The 20,043-nt window shown below is 54.9% G+C and carries 15 protein-coding genes and 4 tRNA genes; 16 read left to right on the forward strand and 3 right to left on the reverse strand.

Annotated features, from left to right (window positions below; genetic code table 11):
• The first annotated feature begins 59 nt into the window (after positions 1-59).
• Both TH3_RS05940 and TH3_RS05945 read left to right on the forward strand, forming a co-directional pair.
• The gene (locus TH3_RS05940; protein WP_007092231.1) at positions 60-656 is read left to right on the forward strand and encodes a TetR/AcrR family transcriptional regulator; all 597 of its coding nucleotides are present in this window, start codon (positions 60-62) and stop codon (positions 654-656) included.
• Positions 657-740: 84 nt separating this feature from the next.
• Entirely contained in the window at positions 741-1,559 is an 819-nt protein-coding gene (locus tag TH3_RS05945; protein WP_007092230.1) for a LysE family translocator, read from the forward strand.
• A 118-nt stretch (positions 1,560-1,677) separates the two neighbouring features.
• Here TH3_RS05945 and TH3_RS05950 read toward each other — a convergent pair whose 3' ends face one another.
• From TH3_RS05950 to rlmB, 3 genes are all read right to left on the reverse strand, one after another.
• Positions 1,678-3,573 (reverse strand): DUF4209 domain-containing protein, encoded by a 1,896-nt coding sequence (locus TH3_RS05950; protein WP_007092229.1) that lies wholly within the window; start codon positions 3,571-3,573, stop codon positions 1,678-1,680.
• Between the two features lie 174 nt (positions 3,574-3,747).
• Positions 3,748-3,824, reverse strand: a tRNA-Thr gene (locus TH3_RS05955).
• 154 nt (positions 3,825-3,978) lie between these two features.
• Positions 3,979-4,857 (reverse strand): 23S rRNA (guanosine(2251)-2'-O)-methyltransferase RlmB, encoded by an 879-nt coding sequence (gene rlmB, locus TH3_RS05960; RefSeq protein ID WP_007092228.1) that lies wholly within the window; start codon positions 4,855-4,857, stop codon positions 3,979-3,981.
• Positions 4,858-5,051: 194 nt separating this feature from the next.
• Here rlmB and TH3_RS05965 point away from each other — a divergent pair.
• From TH3_RS05965 to rpsG, 14 genes are all read left to right on the forward strand, one after another.
• Positions 5,052-5,136: transfer RNA gene (locus TH3_RS05965), tRNA-Tyr, on the forward strand.
• 36 nt (positions 5,137-5,172) lie between these two features.
• Positions 5,173-5,246: transfer RNA gene (locus TH3_RS05970), tRNA-Gly, on the forward strand.
• Between the two features lie 76 nt (positions 5,247-5,322).
• Positions 5,323-6,513: an elongation factor Tu gene (tuf, locus tag TH3_RS05975; RefSeq protein WP_040059651.1), complete on the forward strand. Its 1,191-nt coding sequence runs from the start codon at positions 5,323-5,325 to the stop codon at positions 6,511-6,513.
• A 132-nt stretch (positions 6,514-6,645) separates the two neighbouring features.
• Positions 6,646-6,721, forward strand: a tRNA-Trp gene (locus TH3_RS05980).
• 49 nt (positions 6,722-6,770) lie between these two features.
• The gene (secE, locus tag TH3_RS05985) at positions 6,771-6,968 is read left to right on the forward strand and encodes a preprotein translocase subunit SecE (RefSeq protein ID WP_007092435.1); all 198 of its coding nucleotides are present in this window, start codon (positions 6,771-6,773) and stop codon (positions 6,966-6,968) included.
• Positions 6,969-6,971: 3 nt separating this feature from the next.
• On the forward strand, positions 6,972-7,502 hold the full coding sequence (nusG, locus tag TH3_RS05990; RefSeq protein WP_007092434.1) for a transcription termination/antitermination protein NusG: 531 nt from the start codon (positions 6,972-6,974) through the stop codon (positions 7,500-7,502).
• A 103-nt stretch (positions 7,503-7,605) separates the two neighbouring features.
• Positions 7,606-8,034, forward strand: coding sequence for a 50S ribosomal protein L11 (gene rplK, locus TH3_RS05995; RefSeq protein WP_007092433.1), 429 nt, complete (start codon positions 7,606-7,608; stop codon positions 8,032-8,034).
• Between the two features lie 4 nt (positions 8,035-8,038).
• Positions 8,039-8,737 (forward strand): 50S ribosomal protein L1, encoded by a 699-nt coding sequence (gene rplA / locus TH3_RS06000; RefSeq protein ID WP_007092432.1) that lies wholly within the window; start codon positions 8,039-8,041, stop codon positions 8,735-8,737.
• A 282-nt stretch (positions 8,738-9,019) separates the two neighbouring features.
• Positions 9,020-9,538, forward strand: coding sequence for a 50S ribosomal protein L10 (gene rplJ / locus TH3_RS06005; RefSeq protein WP_007092431.1), 519 nt, complete (start codon positions 9,020-9,022; stop codon positions 9,536-9,538).
• Positions 9,539-9,584: 46 nt separating this feature from the next.
• Entirely contained in the window at positions 9,585-9,962 is a 378-nt protein-coding gene (rplL, locus tag TH3_RS06010; RefSeq protein WP_007092430.1) for a 50S ribosomal protein L7/L12, read from the forward strand.
• 364 nt (positions 9,963-10,326) lie between these two features.
• On the forward strand, positions 10,327-14,493 hold the full coding sequence (rpoB, locus tag TH3_RS06015; protein WP_007092429.1) for a DNA-directed RNA polymerase subunit beta: 4,167 nt from the start codon (positions 10,327-10,329) through the stop codon (positions 14,491-14,493).
• 105 nt (positions 14,494-14,598) lie between these two features.
• Complete coding sequence (gene rpoC, locus TH3_RS06020) at positions 14,599-18,792, forward strand: DNA-directed RNA polymerase subunit beta' (RefSeq protein WP_007092428.1); 4,194 nt, start codon at positions 14,599-14,601, stop codon at positions 18,790-18,792.
• 374 nt (positions 18,793-19,166) lie between these two features.
• Complete coding sequence (gene rpsL, locus TH3_RS06025; RefSeq protein WP_007092427.1) at positions 19,167-19,538, forward strand: 30S ribosomal protein S12; 372 nt, start codon at positions 19,167-19,169, stop codon at positions 19,536-19,538.
• 12 nt (positions 19,539-19,550) lie between these two features.
• Entirely contained in the window at positions 19,551-20,018 is a 468-nt protein-coding gene (gene rpsG, locus TH3_RS06030; protein ID WP_007092426.1) for a 30S ribosomal protein S7, read from the forward strand.
• The last annotated feature ends 25 nt before the right edge of the window (positions 20,019-20,043 follow it).

Here is a 20,043-nt window from a genome sequence, read left to right on the forward strand (position 1 = left end):
TTTATATACGCGACGTATGTGAAATGATATATGTCAGGCAATCAAAAAGGAGACATGCAATGGCTGTACGACGTCGCCAGGAAACGATGGAAGAAAACCGCGAAAAGCTTATTTCGGCGGGGCGCAAGGCGTTCGGAACGCAGGGATTTGCCGCATCATCGATGGATGAGATGACGGCATCGGTTGGCCTGACGCGCGGGGCGCTTTATCACAATTTCGGTGACAAGAAGGGGTTGCTTGCGGCTGTGGTGGCGCGGGTCGATGGCGAGATGGTCGCACGCGCCCAGGCCGCCAGTGCAGACGCCGGGGACGAGTGGGAACAGCTTCTGGCCGAAGGTGCGGCCTATATCGCGATGGCGCTTGATCCCGAGGTGCGCAGGATCGTGCTGCTGGATGGTCCGGCCTTTCTGGGGGATCCGTCGCACTGGCCGAGCCAGAATGCGTGTCTGGAAGCAACGAAACAGGTGGTCGGGAAATTGATCGCGGACGGCGTTATGAAGCCAGTTGATATCGATGCGGCTGCGCGTCTTCTGTGCGGTGCCGCGCTGAATGCGGCCTTGTGGGTCGCCGACAGTGATGATCCGAAATCAGCGTTGCCCAAGGCGGTTGATGCCTTCAGCCTCATGGCGGAGGGGTTTCTGGTCGTGAAACGATAGTGTCCCCTGGCGGTGAGACGACAATGCCAACGTATTGAGTTTGCCGTACTGCTGACTGGATGCCCGCCTTCGCGGGCATGACGTTTGGGGGCCTTCACAAATCTGCCCGTCACTCCCGCGGAAGCGGGAGTCTATGGTGCCGCGGTTTCGGTGCCGGGGCAGGGAGAGATTGCAGGGAATTCCCGTTCCCGTGTTACCGAAAAACTGGCACTATCGCGCAAATCCCGCATGACGGCGAAGCCGCCAGCCACCATAAAATCCGAGGACGCGATGGAATATGTCCCCTATCTTCTGACCGCCTATGCGATTTTTGCCATGGCGGTGATGTCGCCCGGTCCGAATTTTCTCGCGGTGACCAGTGCCTCCATGACGGTGTCGCGACGGGCGGGACTGGGGATTGCGCTTGGCATCGGTACGGGCACGATCTGCTGGTCGACGATGACGGTCTTGGGCCTGACCGCGATCCTTGCCGCGTCCGAGGAAGTGGCGATTGCCCTTCGCTGGATTGGCGGTGGATATCTGATCTATATGGGGTTCATGGCGCTTCGCAGTGCCTATAAAAGCCGGGGGCAGGGGCTTGAGGTTCCGGTGTCGGATGCGAGGGCGGATCGTCCGTTATGGCGCTATGTCCGGCGCGGACTTCTGGTGCAGATGAGCAATCCCAAGGCTGCCCTTTTCTGGTTTTCGATCATGTCGATTGTGCTTCGCCCCGATGCGCCGGGCTGGGTCGGGCTTGCGATTGTGCTGGGCACGACGACCTTCTCGTTTGGCTGGCATCTGGCGCTGGCGTGGTTCTTTTCAACCGAGGCCGTCATGCGCGTTTATCGCCGCGCCTACCGCGCCATTCAGGGCGTGATGGGGACGGCGTTTGTTTTGCTGGGCGGGCGGATGATCGCAAATTGATCGGGACTCTTTCCAGTTCCTCCCGGCTTTAACGACGATTGATCAATCATATGTACGGCCCCCTTATTTAGGGGAGCGGAATGAGATACTTTTGCTTTGCCGAAATTTAATGGCTTCTTCAACGGCTATTTTGCTCAATGTTGGCTGCTACTTCATCCCATATCTGAAGTGTCGGAATGAAAGCCATTTTGAGTACCAGCCATACGGAGTAAGAAAGTTCAGTATCCCAGAAATCACTTTCTCTCATCTTTCCATGTGAAAGTTCATTACGCACCGATGGACCTCCACGTGAATTAAACAACAAGTCTATTTCCCAAAGCAAATCTTCCGGAATAATGTCCAGTAGTGGTTTCCGGTATTCGTCCAGCAAAGACCCTAACATAGCCTCTTCTTGGGTGCCGTCTTGATTAATACGATTTGTTTCGACGCCATTTTGACTCAGCAAGTACCTCAGAGAATTCTCCAGTTGAGGAATAACTAAATGTGCTGCTTCCAAATCATCTCCATTCAAGAAGCGAAATGCACCTTTTGCAAAAATGATTTCGTGTCCAGGAGGTACGAAAGAACTTGAAGTCATAATTACCATGAGAGCTTCAAGTGAGATATAATGTTGAAACATTATTATGCGTCGGATGGTTGCAATCTTTCCGGCAGCAACCAGTTGACGTCTGGTTTTGTCTCGTTGGTTCATCAAATATCGTGTGCGATCTTCAAGGAGAGCTTCGTTCTTAATGTCTGCATTTGGGACATTATAGTAAACACGTCCTTGATGGTCGTGGACGGTTCTAGAGGCGAAAGACAGTATGCTTGTGCTGTCTTCTCTAATCGCCTCCGAACGAAGCGTCTCGTGGTTAGGTGAGAGCTCGCAAGTAAAACAGGCTCGTATCATTTCTGACAAGGATTTGCGATCTACTGCAGCTTCAACGGCCTTTACAATTTTTGTAATGTCTGTTTCGAGAGAGAAGGGCGACATTTCATCGGAAATTGACGATTGAACTGCAGTCAAGCGGTCTCGCAATTCATTCCGCTTTTCCTTCGTGCCAGGGATACGCATATACGCTTGTATGGCATCATTAAGAAACGAAGCCTGTACCATAGCTGAATCGACCCGAGCGTTAGCACTACTAATATAGGTTTCAGCTGCAGCAACCAAACATCGATTGCTCTCTTTTTCTTCTTTATTGAGGTGATAGGCAAGTGCTGCTAGTTCCCACAATTCTCTTTGAACGAGGAAATCCTTTGCAATTCTCTCGCTCTGAGATAGTCGTTCTGCTGCTTGAGCAACCTTTTTCCGTTCCCAAAGATTATTGTCTAAGCTAAGGCGACCGAAACGTACGAAGCCCCAACCATCATCGGTATCGCAAGCCAATTGGGCAACATTTTCAATGATCTCTCGCAAGGGATCAAATTCCGGTCGTATCCAGCCCATCCGTCTCGCGAGAAATACAGCGCGAGTTAGCAATTCATGTGCAGCAAAGCATGTGGGGCCTGTTTCGGAGTGCATAAATACAGCTTCTCCAAGATAGGCCATGTTGACACATTTAACATATGCTTCGACGGCATTGAATCCTGCGTTCGCGTTTGAGGGGATGCGAACGCAACATACGTCACTTACGCGAGCTCTAAGAGCAGGACTTGGTATTTCAGCGGAGAATTGAATTAAAATCTCAACTTGTTCAAGAAGAAGATCGCCTGGAATTAAAGTACGTTTATCTTTAAAAACGGCCATCGGCTGAAAGGGAGCCAAACGGTTTGAAGGCTCGAAATGATATGAGGCGATGGTTGAGAGAATTTCTAGTGCGCTTAAGGCGGGATCGCCTAACTTTAGAGCCAGCTTTGCTGCGTGCAAACGTTCATGAGCACCATATATGTCGATCTCGTTAGGAAGTCCAATAGCTGTAGTTACTGTTTCGAATAGAAAGCTCTCAATCGGAACTAAAAAATCAATACCAGCGAGGGGTTTATTGTCAGTTTCATCTTTTTGTGTGGTAGATGAAGCGTCTGAATCTGACATAATTACCCTTAATACAGTAGTGATATAATTAGTAAAATCTATATTGGATTTTATTTCTTGTATATTCAAATTGACATGGCAGAGATTTTCTCTGCTAGGCTAGGGCAAATTCATCTGGCAACCGGGCAAAAGAAAACCCCGCAGCCAAAAAGGCGATGCGGGGTTTTCTTTTAATGGTGCCGGCAGAGAGACTCGAACTCCCAACCTTCGGATTACAAATCCGCTGCTCTACCAATTATAGCTATGCCGGCCAAGCGGCGCGAAACATAATCCGGGCCGTTCGCGAATGCAAGACTTTGAAACAGGGAAAAGATCAGAAAATTGCATCCCTGAAAATCACGGTCCTGTCGCGGATGCTGGCGGGCCGTGATGCCGGTTTGGCATCACGGGATTCGCCAAAGGTTTTCAGCCGCGTGTCCGGTACAGTTCGTAAAGGGCAACCGCGGCCGCGTTCGAGACGTTGAGGCTTTCGATGCGATCCGACATCGGCAGTTTGACGAGGAAATCGCAATTTTCGCGCGTCAGGCGGCGCAGGCCGTCGCCTTCGGAGCCCATGACGATTCCGACACGGCCTTTCAGCTTGGCCTCGGCCAGGGTCTGTTCGGCATAGCCATCCATGCCCGCCAGCCAGAAGTGGGCGGCTTTGAGCTTTTCGATGGTGTGATTGAGGTTGCCCGCATGAATATAAGGCACGGTTTCAAGTGCGCCGCTTGCCGATTTGGCCAGAACGCCGGTTTCAGGCGGGGCGTGACGGTCGGGCACGATGACGGCAGCCGCACCAAAGGCGGCCGCACTGCGAAGAATCGCGCCGACATTATGCGGGTCGGTGACCTGATCAAGGATCAGGACCGTGCATTGTTCTTCATCGCGGGTATCGGCGATCAGTTCTTCGACGGAAATCTGGGGCAGGGGGGCGCAATGCATCGCCATGCCCTGATGGACGGTGCCGGGTGGCAGCATTTCATCAAGATCGGTACGCCCGGCGGCGTCAAGCTGGACATCGGTGCGTTCGGTATCGGCAAGGGCGGCAACGATTTCGTCGCGCACGGCCTCGGACGCCCAGATTTTGTGAATCGTGCGTTGCGGATTGTAAATCGCGTTCAGAACCGGGTGACGACCAAATAGAATCAGGCGCGAAGCGTTGCTTGCATTGCCGCCGTCACGACCGCGTTTTCGTCCGCGACGCGAATTGCTGTCACGTTTATCATCGTCTTGCGTGAAGCTGTCGCCCGGACCCGTTCCGGTCGAACGGTTGGCAGAACGTGAATTGTTGCGACGCGACATAATGGCGGAAACCTCCGGACGGTAAGGGTGAGAATGCACTTTGTTTCGCTTTGGAACGAAAGCATGGGGAACATATAGGAAAGGAAATACGATTTCGTGTTTTTTTTGCTGTTGACAAGGAAGGGCCCTGCAACGTATTCCCTCCCTCGCCGAACGAAGCCGGGGGTTAACCCCGACAACGTTTTGACCCTGATGGAGGGGTGGCAGAGCGGTCAAATGCAGCGGACTGTAAATCCGCCGACTTAGTCTACGCAGGTTCGAATCCTGCCCCCTCCACCATTCTCTCGCCCTCGCGAGAGCTCGCAAAGAGAATATGCGGGTGTAGCTCAATGGTAGAGCAGAAGCCTTCCAAGCTTACGACGAGGGTTCGATTCCCTTCACCCGCTCCAGATTTTATATGATCCCGTCGGCTCGTGCGGTGGGTTCTTACGTGTTTTTTTTGGTTCGGATTAGGATCTGAGTGTAATGGCTAAAGAAAAGTTTGCGCGTACAAAACCGCACGTGAACGTTGGCACCATCGGCCACGTTGACCACGGTAAAACCACGCTGACCGCAGCGATCACCAAAGTTCTCGCAGAGAGCGGCGGCGCATCGTTCCAGGACTACAGCATGATCGATAAAGCGCCGGAAGAGAAAGCTCGTGGTATCACGATCTCGACCGCGCACGTCGAATATGAAACGGCGAACCGCCACTATGCGCACGTCGACTGCCCGGGCCACGCTGACTATGTCAAGAACATGATCACCGGTGCGGCACAGATGGACGGCGGCATCCTGGTTGTTTCGGCAGCAGACGGCCCGATGCCGCAGACCCGCGAGCACATCCTGCTTGCCCGTCAGGTTGGCGTTCCGGCCCTCGTCGTGTTCATGAACAAGGTTGACCAGGTCGATGACGAGGAACTCCTCGAACTCGTCGAAATGGAAATCCGTGAACTTCTGTCGTCCTACGACTTCCCGGGCGATGACATTCCGATCGTCAAAGGTTCGGCTCTTGCTGCCCTTGAAGGTCGTGATGACGCGATTGGCAAAGAAGCGATCCTGAAGCTGATGGAAGCTGTTGACAGCTACATCCCGGCACCGGAACGTCCGAAAGACCGTCCGTTCCTGATGCCGATCGAGGACGTGTTCTCGATCTCGGGTCGTGGTACCGTTGTGACCGGCCGTGTTGAAACCGGTATCGTCAAGGTTGGTGAAGAAGTCGAAATCGTCGGTATCAAAGACACCGTCAAAACGATCGTCACCGGCGTTGAGATGTTCCGCAAGCTGCTCGATCAGGGTGAAGCTGGCGACAACATTGGCGCGCTGCTGCGCGGCACCAAACGTGAAGACGTCGAACGTGGCCAGGTGCTGGCACATGTCGGCTCGATCAAGCCGCACACCAAGTTCACTGCAGAAGCTTACATCCTGACCAAGGATGAAGGTGGCCGTCACACGCCGTTCTTCTCGAACTACCGTCCGCAGTTCTACTTCCGTACCACTGACGTCACCGGCTCGATCGAGCTGCCGGCAGGCACGGAAATGGTTATGCCGGGCGACAACGTCCAGATGACCGCGACCCTCATTGCACCGATCGCAATGGACGAAGGTCTGCGTTTCGCAATCCGTGAAGGCGGTCGTACCGTCGGCGCCGGTGTTGTTGCGAAAATCATCGAATAATTTTTGAAGATTTGCACCATTGGGTGCTTGATCTTTGATGTGCGGGCGGATATAAGCCGCCCGCACACCCTGCCGCCCGGGCAGGACTGTGTCGGAAAGACCTGAAGAAATTCAACTTTCTGATTACCTTGTAGGAGTGTAGCTCAGTTGGTAGAGCATCGGTCTCCAAAACCGAGGGCCGTGGGTTCGAGTCCCTCCGCTCCTGCCATTTACCCGGGTCCTGGAATTGAATTTTTGAAAGCGGTGTAACCCCGACAATGGCTAAAACGTCGCCGGCACAATTCGTACAGCAGGTTCGCACCGAGGCCAAAAAGGTCTCGTGGCCGTCCCGCAAGGAAACAACCGTTTCGACCATCATGGTTTTCGTCATGGTGGCTTTGGCGTCTGTTTTCTTTTTTGTTGTCGATCAGCTTCTCGCCTGGGGCGTTCAGTTGATCTTTGGTGTCGGGGGTTAAGTCATGGCGCATCGCTGGTACGTTTTGCACGTCCATTCGGGTTTCGAGAAAAAAGTTGCCCAGTCGATCCGCGAGCAGTCCATCAAGAAAGGTCTTGAGGGCGAAATCAAAGAGGTCCTGGTTCCGACGGAAGAAACTGTCGAGGTTCGTCGCGGTGCGAAGGTCAATGCTGAGCGGAAGTTTTTCCCCGGCTACGTGCTGCTGAATATGGACCTGACGGATGAGAGCTGGCATCTGGTGAAGAACACCGCCAAGGTCACCGATTTCCTTGGCAGCCGTGGCAAGCCGATGCCGATTTCCGAAAAGGAAGCCCAGCACATCCTGCATCAGGTGCAGGAAGGTGTCGAGCGTCCGAAGTCGACCATTTCGTTCGAGGTTGGCGAGGAAGTCCGTGTTTCCGACGGTCCGTTTGCATCGTTTAACGGTGTCGTCGAAGGGGTTGATGAAGAACGTGCGCGCCTTAAGGTGTCGGTTTCGATCTTCGGTCGTTCAACCCCGGTCGAGCTGGAATATACCCAGGTCGAAAAGCTTTAACGAGCTTATCAAGTGAAGTTTCTGTCTGCGTGATGCAGGCAGTTTTTAAAGCGCGGGAGGTCAGCCATGACCGTACCGCGCGCTTCTGTAATGAGGTACTCTAATGGCGAAGAAAATCGACGGCTATATCAAGCTGCAGATTCCCGCCGGCAAAGCCAACCCGTCGCCGCCTGTCGGCCCGGCTCTTGGTCAGCGCGGCGTGAATATCATGGAATTCTGCAAGGCGTTCAACGCAGCGACCCAGCAGATGGAACCTGGGATGCCGATTCCGGTCGTCATCACCGTTTATTCCGACCGTTCCTTCAGCTTTGTCACCAAAACCCCGCCGGCATCCTACTTCCTGAAAAAGGCAGCAGGCATTCCGAAAGGTTCCGGTACGACCGGTAAAGGTTACATCGGTAAAGTGACCAAAGCACAGGTCAAGGAAATCGCGGAAGCCAAAATGGCTGACCTCAACGCATTTGACGTTGAAGGCGCGATGTCGATGATCGAAGGTTCTGCCCGTGCTATGGGCCTCGAGGTTGTGGAGTAAGACGATGGCCAAGACTGGTAAGCGCCTTGCCCAGGCTTATGAGGGCATCGACCGTAACACCCAGTACGAACTGACCGCAGCGGTCAAGCTCGTCAAGGATGGTGCAAAAGCGAAATTCGACGAAACCGTTGAAATCGCAATGAACCTTGGTGTTGATCCGCGTCACGCAGACCAGATGGTCCGCGGTGTTGTTTCGCTTCCGCATGGTACCGGTAAAACCATGCGCGTCGCCGTCTTCGCAAAAGACGCCAAAGCAGAAGAAGCCCAGAAAGCTGGTGCGGACGCTGTGGGTGCCGAAGACCTGATGGAAGCAATGCAGAAAGGCGATCTGAACTATGATCGCGTTATTGCAACCCCGGACATGATGGCTGTTGTCGGTCGTCTCGGTAAGGTTCTGGGCCCGCGCGGCCTGATGCCGAACCCGAAACTCGGCACCGTGACCATGGATGTTGCCCAGGCTGTTTCCGATGCCAAAGCTGGCCAGGTTCAGTTCCGCGCTGAAAAGAATGGTATTGTCCATGCCGGTATCGGCAAGGCATCCTTCAGCGAAGAACAGCTTGTTGAAAATGCCAAGGCATTCGTTTCTGCGATCGTCAAAGCAAAACCGACAGGCGCAAAAGGTGTATACCTTCAGCGCGCTGCCATCAGCTCGACCATGGGCGCTGGCGTGAAACTGTCGATTGCGGACATCGCATCGAAGTAATTCAAGAATTCTGACCGGTCGCATGCGGCCGGTCAGGACCGGAGAGGGTTGCAAGATCCTCTCTACCTGTCTGTCCCAGACTGCAGGTGAACGGTATCTGCCGTTCTTAATCTCCTGCATAGGCAGAGGTTCCGGTTTTTAGTTTTCCCCGGTTAACGGGGCATCACAAAAGGCTTGGACATCTGGCAAACGGACGGGCGTCACAGACCGGTTCGAAAGGGCTGGTCACGTCTGTGAACCCCCCATGGGGTTCAGGGCAATAAGCAATGTCGGAGACTTAAAGTGAACCGCGATGATAAAACACAGTTCGTAGCAGAAATGCGCGAAGTGTTCGAAGGTGCGGAAGGCGTTATCGTTACCCAGTACAAAGGGTTGACGGTTGCGGAAATCACCGCTCTTCGTGCGCAGATGCGTGATGCTGGTGCGGGCTTCAAGGTCACCAAAAACCGGCTTACGCGACTTGCTCTGGAAGGCACCAAATTTGCTGGTCTTGCAGACCACTTCACCGGCCCGACCGCGATCGCCTATTCGGCTGATCCTGCGTCGGCTGCGAAAGTGGCCTCAACGTTCGCAAAAGCCAATGACAAGCTCGTTCTTGTTGCTGGCGCCATCGGTGAACAGATTCTGGACGAACAGGGTGTTAAAGCTCTGGCAGAACTGCCGTCGCTGGACGAACTGCGCGCGAAACTGGTGGGTATGATCCAGACCCCGGCACAGCGTATCGCTACGCTGACCTCCAAGCCGGCGGCCCAGATTGCCCAGGTGCTGAAGGCATACGCCGACAAAGGCGAAGCCGCGTAACCCAATTTACCAACTTATCCAAGTTCAAGCCTAGGAGTTTATACAAATGGCCGATCTTAAGGCACTCGTTGAAGAGCTTTCGAAGCTCACCGTTCTTGAAGCTGCAGAACTTTCCAAAATGCTCGAAGAAGAGTGGGGCGTTTCCGCCGCTGCTCCGGTTGCTGTTGCTGCTGCTGGTGGCGCTGCTGCCGGTGGTGCTGCTGCTGAAGAAAAAACCGAATTCGACGTTATCCTGGCTTCTGCTGGTGACAAGAAAATCAACGTCATCAAAGAAGTTCGCGCAATCACCGGTCTTGGCCTGAAAGAAGCCAAAGACCTGGTCGAAGGCGCACCGAAAGCTGTTAAAGAAGGCGCGTCGAAAGACGAAGCCGAGTCGATCAAGAAGCAGCTTGAAGAAGCTGGCGCAACCGTCGAACTCAAGTAATCGACGGCTTCTTGCCAAGGTTTGGGTCGGCGGCCTTCGGGTCGCCGACCTATCCGTCTCTGCGGTGCGGGCAATGGGTGTCCGGACTGTCGGGACGCGAAAAGGAAATTTACGGTTGACGCTGCCAAAGGTAATCGTACATAACGTAAGGCCGTTTAGGTCAGAGGTTATCTTTGACGGCGTCGACAGCCGAGGGATCAGTGATCTCATTCATGTTGGATGTCACATAACATCCACGGTCATAATCAAGTGAACGCCCGCCCCGTACGGGGCTCGGGCGTCGTTGTGCTGTATGCTTTCTGCATAATGGCACGGGGACGAACGAGTTACGACGGTGTGGGGAGGCGCGATTAAAGGAACGATGATGGATAAGTCCTTTACCGGTCGAAAGCGCATCCGCAAGAGCTTTGGACGGATCAGCGAAGTCGCTCCGCTCCCGAACCTGATTGAGGTTCAAAAGAATTCTTACGACAAGTTTTTGCAGACTGGTACCCCGCGGGAGCAGCGGGACGATGCCGGCCTCCAGGAAGTGTTCAAGAGCGTCTTTCCGATTAAAGATTTCTCAGAGCGCGCAACCCTCGAATTTGTGTCGTATGAGCTGGAGCAGCCCAAATACGATACCGAGGAGTGCCGTCAGCGTGGCATGACCTTTGCCGCGCCGCTGCGCGTGACACTGCGTCTGGTTGTCTGGGATATTGACGAAGATACCGGTGCCCGTTCGATCCGCGATATCAAGGAACAGGACGTGTATATGGGCGACATGCCGCTCATGACCGAACACGGTACCTTTATCGTGAACGGCACCGAGCGTGTTATCGTCTCGCAGATGCACCGCTCGCCGGGCGTCTTCTTCGACCACGACAAGGGCAAAAGCCACAGCTCGGGCAAGTACCTGTTTGCTGCGCGCGTGATCCCGTATCGCGGGTCGTGGCTCGATTTCGAATTCGACGCGAAAGACATCCTGTATGTCCGTATCGACCGTCGCCGCAAACTGCCGGCGACCACGCTGCTTATGGCTCTTGAAAACGAAGAGTCCCAGGCCCTGCGTGCCCAGCGTGCCGAAGAAGGCCGCTCGGTTGATCCGTCGGAAATCGAAGGCCTGACGCCTGAAGAAATCCTCAACTATTACTATGAGTCGGCAGAATACCGCCGCACCAAGGATGGTTGGGTAACCGATTTCAATGCAGATCGCTATATCGGTCAGAAGCTGGTCTTTGACCTGCTTGACGCCGACAGCGGTGAAGTCGTTGCCGCCGCAGGCAGCAAGATCACCAAGCGTTCGGCGGCCAAACTGGTCGAGCAGGGTGTCAAACACATCCTGGTGCCGGAAGAACAGCTTAACGGCTGGTTCATGGCAGAAGACCAGATTGACGGTGAAACCGGTGAAATTCTTGCCGAAGCCGGCCACGAACTGACCGAAGGTGTGTTCGAGCAGCTGAAAGAATGGGGTGTCGACACCGTTCGTCTGCTGATGATCGATCACAACAATGTCGGTGCGTATCTGCGCAACACCGTTGCCCTTGACAAGAACAGCAACCGCGAAGAAGCCCTTGTGGACATCTATCGCGTCATGCGCCCAGGCGAGCCGCCCACCATCGAGGGTGCGGAAGCCATGTTCAAGGGCCTGTTCTTTGACTCGGAACGTTACGACCTCTCGGCTGTTGGCCGTGTGAAAATGAATGCGCGCCTTAATCTGGAATGCCCGGATACGGTTCGTGTTCTGCGTCGTGAAGACATTCTGGAAGTCGTCCGCGTTCTGATCGACCTGAAAGATGGTCGTGGCGAAATCGACGATATTGACCATCTTGGCAACCGTCGTCTGCGTTCGGTCGGCGAGCTGATGGAAAACCAGTTCCGTGTTGGCCTGCTGCGTATGGAACGTGCGATCCGCGAGCGTATGAGCTCGGTCGAGATCGACAACGTCATGCCGCATGACCTGATCAATGCGAAGCCGGTTGCGGCTGCTGTTCGTGAATTCTTCGGCTCTTCGCAGCTGTCGCAGTTCATGGACCAGACCAACCCGCTTTCGGAAATCACCCACAAGCGTCGTCTTTCGGCACTTGGACCGGGCGGTTTGACCCGTGAGCGTGCAGGCTTTGAAGTTCGTGACGTTCATCCGACCCACTATGGTCGTATCTGCCCGGTCGAAACGCCGGAAGGTCCGAACATTGGTCTGATCAACTCGCTGGCGACCTTTGCCCGCGTCAACCAGTACGGCTTCATCGAAAGCCCGTACCGCAAGGTTGTCGATGGTGTGGTCACCCCGGAAGTCATCTATCTCTCGGCCATCGAAGAAGGTCGCTATGTCATTGCACAGGCGAACGAACCGCTGACCAAGGAATTCGGCTTCGAAAACGAACTGATCAACACCCGTAAAGCCGGTGACCACTATATGGCCCGCTCCGAAGAGATCGACCTTATGGACGTCTCGCCGAAGCAGCTGGTATCGGTCGCATCCGCGCTCATTCCGTTCCTTGAGAACGATGACGCGAACCGCGCACTGATGGGTTCGAACATGCAGCGTCAGGCGGTTCCGTTGATCCGCTCCGAAGCGCCGTATGTCGGGACCGGTATGGAAGTTCCGGTGGCACGTGATTCGGGTGCAACCCTGATCGCACGCCGTGATGGTGTTGTTGAATCTGTTGACGCGACCCGTATGGTTATCCGCGCAACCGGTGACATCGCCGCCTCGGAATCGGGTGTCGATATTTACACCCTGCTGAAATATCAGCGTTCCAACCAGGGCAGCTGCATCAACCAGCGTCCGCTGGTGAAGGTGGGCGATGTTGTCGAAAAAGGCGACATCATCTCGGATGGTCCGTGTACCGATATGGGTGAACTTGCCCTCGGCCGTAACGTGCTGGTCGCGTTCATGCCGTGGAACGGTTACAACTTCGAGGATTCCATCCTTCTGTCCGAGCGTATCGCACGTGATGACGTTTATACCTCGATCCATATCGAGGAATTCGAAGTCATGGCCCGCGATACCAAGCTGGGTCAGGAAGAGATCACCCGTGACATTCCGAACGTCGGTGAAGAAGCGCTCAAAAACCTCGACGAGGCGGGCATTGTTTACATCGGCGCGGAAATCAAGCCGGGCGATATCCTTGTCGGTAAAGTGACGCCGAAGGGCGAGAGCCCGATGACGCCGGAAGAAAAACTTCTGCGCGCCATCTTCGGTGAAAAAGCATCCGACGTCCGTGATACGTCGCTGCGTGTCCCGCCGGGACAGTTCGGTACCGTTGTTGAAGTCCGCGTGTTCTCGCGTCGTGGCGTTGACAAGGACGAACGTGCCCTGGCAATCGAGCGTTCCGAAATCGAACGTCTTGCAAAAGACCGTGATGACGAACGTGCGATCCTGGAACGCAACTTCTATGGTCGTCTGAAAAACCTGCTGCTTGGCCAGACCCTGGTCGATGGACCGAAAGGTCTGAATGGCGAGATCACCGAAGACGCCCTTGCGGGTGTTGCACGTGGTCTGTGGCGTCAGATTGCCGTTGCTGATGACAGTGTCATGTCCGACATCGAAGCCCTGAAGAAACAGTTCGAGGAATCGATTGCTGTTCTGCAGGCTCGTTTCGACGACAAGGTCGACAAGCTTCAGGCTGGTGACGAACTGCCGCCGGGCGTGATGAAGATGGTTAAAGTCTTTGTTGCGGTTAAGCGTAAAATGCAGCCGGGCGATAAAATGGCCGGCCGTCACGGGAACAAGGGTGTCGTATCGCGCATCATGCCGATGGAAGACATGCCGCATCTCGAAGACGGTACGCCTGTCGATATCGTTCTGAACCCGCTTGGTGTTCCGTCGCGTATGAACGTCGGCCAGATCCTTGAAACCCACCTTGGTTGGGCGTCACGTGGTCTGGGTGAACAGATCGGCGAGCTTGTCGATGCTGTTACCGATGGTCGTGCCGAGATGGACAGCCTGCGTGGCAAGCTCAATGAAGTGTACGAGGACGAGCAATACGTCACCGGCATCAAAGAGCTGAGCGATGGCGATGTTATCGAGCTTGGGAACAACCTGCGTCGTGGTGTGCCGATGGCAACCCCGGTCTTTGACGGTGCACGTGAGCCTGATGTGGTTCGCATGCTCGAAAAAGCAGGCCTTGATGGTTCTGGCCAGGTCGACCTTTATGATGGTCGTACCGGTGAGAAATTCCATCGCAAGGTGACCGTGGGCTACATCTACATGCTCAAGCTGCATCACCTGGTCGACGACAAGATCCATGCCCGTTCGATTGGTCCGTACTCGCTTGTTACCCAGCAGCCGCTGGGTGGTAAGGCACAGTTCGGTGGCCAGCGTTTCGGGGAGATGGAAGTGTGGGCACTCGAAGCTTACGGTGCTGCCTACACCCTCCAGGAAATGCTTACTGTCAAGTCGGACGACGTTTCAGGCCGTACCAAGGTCTATGAGGCGATCGTTCGTGGCGAAGACACCTTCGAGGCGGGCATTCCGGAATCCTTTAACGTTCTCGTTAAAGAACTTCGGTCGCTTGGTCTCAATGTCGAGCTTGAGCAAGACGACGTTTAAGAGCTTGGCGGGCGGGTACCATTCGGGTAACCCGTCCGCCATCAAGCATCTTTCGGCCTGAAATTGGCGAAACCCGGCGAGACCGGGCATAGCGGGAGAGCCTTTATGAACGAGTTGATGAAGATCTTCGGGCAGCCGCAGGGCACCCAGAGCTTCGATCAGATCCGGATTCAGATCGCCAGCCCGGAGCGTATCCGCTCCTGGTCGTTTGGCGAGATCAAGAAACCGGAGACCATCAACTACCGGACCTTCAAACCGGAACGCGACGGCCTGTTCTGTGCGCGCATTTTTGGTCCGGTGAAGGATTACGAATGCTTGTGCGGCAAGTACAAGCGTATGAAATATCGCGGCATTATCTGTGAGAAATGCGGCGTCGAAGTGACTCTGGCCAAAGTTCGTCGTGAACGTATGGGCCATATCGAACTGGCGGCACCTGTTGCCCATATCTGGTTCATGAAGTCGCTGCCGAGCCGCCTGGGTCTGCTGCTGGACATGACGCTCAAGGATCTTGAGCGCATTCTGTATTTCGAAAACTATGTGGTCATCGAGCCGGGTCTGACCCCGCTCAAGATGGGTGAGCTTCTTTCAGAAGATCAGTACATGACCGCACAGGAAGAGTATGGCGAAGACAGTTTCCGTGCCGGTATCGGTGCCGAAGCCATCCGCGACATGCTTGCAGCGATCGATCTTGATGACGAACGCGAAACCGCGAAAATCGACCTCAAGGAAACCAATTCCGAAGCCAAGCGCAAGAAGCTGGTCAAACGCCTGAAGCTGATCGAAGCTTTCCAGGAGTCCGGTGCGCGTCCGGAATGGATGATCCTTGAAGTGATTCCGGTCATTCCGCCAGAACTGCGTCCGCTGGTTCCGCTGGATGGCGGCCGTTTCGCAACGTCCGACCTTAACGACCTTTACCGTCGTGTGATCAACCGTAACAACCGTCTGAAGCGCCTGATCGAGCTTCGTGCGCCCGATATCATCGTGCGTAACGAAAAACGTATGCTTCAGGAATCGGTTGATGCGCTGTTTGACAACGGCCGTCGCGGTCGTCCGATCACCGGTGCCAACAAGCGTCCGCTCAAATCGATGTCGGACATGCTGAAAGGCAAGCAGGGCCGTTTCCGTCAGAACCTTCTGGGTAAACGCGTCGACTATTCCGGTCGTTCGGTTATCACGGTTGGTCCGAACCTGAAACTGCATCAGTGCGGCCTGCCGAAGAAAATGGCGCTCGAACTGTTCAAGCCGTTCGTCTATGCGAAGCTTGAGCTGTACGGGATGGCAACCACCATCAAGGCTGCAAAGCGTATGGTGGAAAAAGAGCGTGCCGAAGTCTGGGATATCCTTGAACAGGTTATCCGTGAACATCCGGTCATGCTCAACCGTGCACCGACCCTTCACCGTCTTGGTATCCAGGCTTTCGAGCCTACCCTGATCGAAGGTAAGGCGATCCAGCTGCATCCGCTCGTCTGTACGGCTTTCAACGCCGACTTCGACGGTGACCAGATGGCCGTTCACGTGCCGCTGTCGCTTGAAGCACAGCTTGAAGCACGTACCCTGATGATGTCGACCAACAACATCCTTTCGCCGGCTTCGGGTAAACCGATCATCGTGCCGTCGCAGGATATTGTCCTTGGTCTGTACTACATCTCGATGGAACGCGACGGTCAGCCGGGCGAGGGCATGTCCTTTGTCAATATCGCTGAAATCGAACAGGCACTTGATGCCGGTGTTGTGACCCTGCATTCGAAAATCAATGCACGTTACAAAACCGTCGATGAAAACAACGAGCCGATCACCATCCGTGTTCAGACCACGGCGGGTCGTATGTTGCTGTCCGAACTGCTGCCGCGTCATCCGCGCATCCCGTTCGCGACCATCAACAAGCTGCTGACCAAGAAAGACGTGTCGAACGTTATCGACGTCGTCTATCGTCACTGTGGCCAGAAAGAGACCGTTATCTTTGCTGACCGCATGATGGGTCTTGGCTTCAACTGGGCGTGCAAAGCCGGTATTTCGTTTGGCAAGGATGACATGATCATTCCGGAAGCCAAGGAAACCCTGGTTGGTGCGACCCATGACAAGGTCAAGGAATACGAGCAGCAGTATCAGGACGGTTTGATCACCCGCGGTGAGAAATACAACAAGGTCGTCGACGCCTGGTCGCAGTGCACCGATGACGTTTCCGAAGCGATGATGAAAGTCATCTCGGCAACGGCAGAAGGTGACAATGTGAACTCGGTTTACATGATGGCGCACTCCGGTGCCCGTGGTTCTGCTGCCCAGATGCGTCAGCTGGCTGCCATGCGCGGCCTGATGGCAAAACCGGATGGCTCGATCATCGAGACCCCGATTATCTCGAACTTCAAAGAAGGCCTGACCGTGCAGGAGTACTTCAACTCCACCCACGGTGCCCGTAAAGGTCTGGCCGATACCGCATTGAAAACGGCGAACTCGGGTTACCTGACCCGTCGTCTCGTCGACGTCGCACAGGACAGCATCATCACCCAGCATGATTGCGGTACTGAACGTGGCCTCGACATTGCTGCGGTTGTCGACTCCGGCGAAGTTATCGAGACGCTGTCTGATCGTATCCTCGGTCGTTTCACCGCTGACGAGATTGTCAATCCGTCAACCGGCGAAGTCATCGTTCCGAAGAACGAAATGGTTGTCGAAGATCACCTTGATCTGATCGAAAAAGCAGGCGTCGAAATGGCGCGTATCCGCTCGGTCCTGACCTGTGATGCCGAAACCGGCGTTTGCGGCCATTGCTATGGTCGTGACCTGGCACGTGGTACCACGGTGAACATTGGTGAAGCTGTCGGTGTTATCGCCGCGCAGTCGATCGGTGAGCCGGGCACGCAGCTTACGATGCGTACGTTCCACATTGGTGGTGCGGCACAGCGTGGTGCGGAAGTTTCGGGTGTCGAAGCCAACTTCGATGCGACCGTCAAACTGAAGAACCGTGCTGTCGTTACGAATTCGAGCGGTGTCATGATTGTCATGGCACGTAACCTCGAAATCCTGCTGATCGACAAGACCGGCCGTGAACGTGCGAAATACCGCGTCCCGTACGGTGCGAAACTGCTTGCTGATGACGGTGACCAGATCACGCGCGGCCAGAAACTGGCCGAATGGGATCCGTACACCCTGCCGATCATCACCGAGAAAGAAGGTTATGTGAACTATGTCGACCTTCTCGAGAACGTAACCATTCGCGAAGTCTATGACGAAGCGACGGGTATCGCCTCGAAAACGGTTATCGACTGGAAGAGCATGCCGAAGGCATCCGACCTTAAGCCGCGCGTTACGCTTCGTAACGAAAACGGCGAGGTCATCAACCTGGATAACGGCCTTGAAGCCCGTTACTTCCTGTCGGTTGATGCCATTCTCTCGGTTGAGAACGGTCAGAAAGTCAACGCCGGTGACGTGCTTGCACGTATTCCGCGCGAAGGGTCGAAAACCCGTGACATCACCGGTGGTCTGCCGCGTGTGGCTGAATTGTTCGAGGCACGCAAGCCGAAGGACCACGCCATCATCGCCGACATCGCTGGTCGTGTCGAGTTCGGTAAGGATTACAAGAACAAGCGCCGTGTCATCGTGCACCCGCTTGAAGACAGTGGTCTGACCGAACCGGTTGAATACATGATCCCGAAAGGCAAGCATCTTGCCGTTCAGGAAGGGGACTTCGTAGAGAAGGGCGACCAGCTGCTTGATGGCTCGCCGGTTCCGCACGATATCCTTCGCGTCATGGGCGTTCCGGCACTGGCCGATTACCTGGTCAACGAGATCCAGGAAGTCTACCGTTTGCAGGGCGTTAAGATTAACGACAAGCACATCGAAGTTATCGTTCGTCAGATGCTTCAGAAAGTGGAAGTGACCAAAACCGGTGACACCACGCTTCTGGTTGGCGAAATCATCGACCGTGTCGATTTCGATGCCGAAAACGAACGTGCCGTTAAAGAAGGCGGCGAACTGGCCGAAGCTGCACCGGTCCTTCAGGGGATCACCAAAGCATCGCTCCAGACGCATTCCTTCATCTCGGCCGCGTCGTTCCAGGAAACCACACGCGTTCTTACCGAAGCAGCCGTATCGGGCAAAACCGATACCCTGATCGGTCTGAAAGAAAACGTGATTGTGGGTCGTCTGATCCCGGCAGGTACCGGTGCGGTGATGAACCGCTTCCGCGCCCTTGCCGCCGAACGCGACAAGAACGTACAGATCGAGGCAGAAGAGGAAATCGGCGACAATTTCGGCCCGCAGGCCGGTGCCGAGTCCCCGTCCTTGCCAGCCGGCGAGTAATATCGCCGCGCAAGCTTGTTAAAGAATCAGAGGCGAACCGGGAATTTTCTATCGATGCACCGGTTCGCCTCGGCGTTTGAAGCGCCAACTCGAAGGCCCACAGGGTTTTGCTTGACGCGAAATGGGGCCGTCACTAGTATGCGCCCACCGAATCTCGGGGGGTGTAGCTGTGTCGGTGCCATTTTGTTTGGCAGCGGGCGGTTTTGCCCCCCGTCGCTTGAGTGCGACTCTAACGGCCGTCGAGGGCAGGGTGATCCTGCGTAATGGGCGGTCCGTATTTGCGTTTGCAGGTTTTGCAAAGGCATGCGGTCGTTCGTCGTGCGTCGATAGAGCAGCGCCCTTGTGGCGTCCGTTAAAGTACAAAGGGAAAGTTAATGCCCACTATCAACCAGTTGATCCGCAAATCGCGGACTCCGCGCACCCAGCGCGACATGGTTCCGGCACTGGAAGCCTGCCCGCAGAAACGCGGCGTATGCACCCGTGTCTACACCACGACCCCGAAGAAGCCGAACTCGGCACTTCGTAAGGTTGCTCGTGTCCGTTTGACCAACGGCTACGAAGTGACCAGCTATATTCCGGGTGAAGGTCACAACCTGCAGGAACACTCTGTCGTCATGATCCGTGGCGGCCGCGTAAAGGATTTGCCGGGTGTGCGTTACCACATCATTCGCGGTACCCTCGATACGCAGGGTGTCAAAGACCGTAAACAGCGTCGTTCGAAATACGGCGCGAAACGCCCGAAATAAGGAGCAGCTCAGATGTCACGTCGTCACGCTGCTGAAAAGCGCGAAGTTTTGCCTGACGCCAAATATGGCGATAAGGTTCTGACCAAATTCATGAACGGCCTTATGCTCGACGGTAAGAAATCCGCCGCAGAAAAGATCGTTTATGGTGCACTGGAAGTTATGGAAGGCAAGGGTGCCGATCCGGTTGCCCAGTTCCATGAAGCCATGGACAACGTCAAGCCGAACGTCGAAGTGCGTTCGCGCCGTGTTGGTGGTGCTACTTACCAGGTTCCGGTTGAAGTTCGTTCCGAGCGCCGTCAGGCACTGGCCATTCGCTGGCTGGTTGACGCTGCTCGCAAGCGTTCCGAAACGACCATGGTCGGTCGTCTCGCCGGTGAACTGATGGACGCAGCCAACAACCGTGGCTCGGCCGTCAAGAAGCGCGAAGACACCCATCGTATGGCCGAAGCCAACAAGGCTTTCGCTCATTACCGCTGGTAATTCAGACCTCAAGATCAAGAGTCGA

The organism is Thalassospira xiamenensis M-5 = DSM 17429, from assembly GCF_000300235.2.
Taxonomy (GTDB): Bacteria; Pseudomonadota; Alphaproteobacteria; order Rhodospirillales; family Thalassospiraceae; genus Thalassospira; species Thalassospira xiamenensis.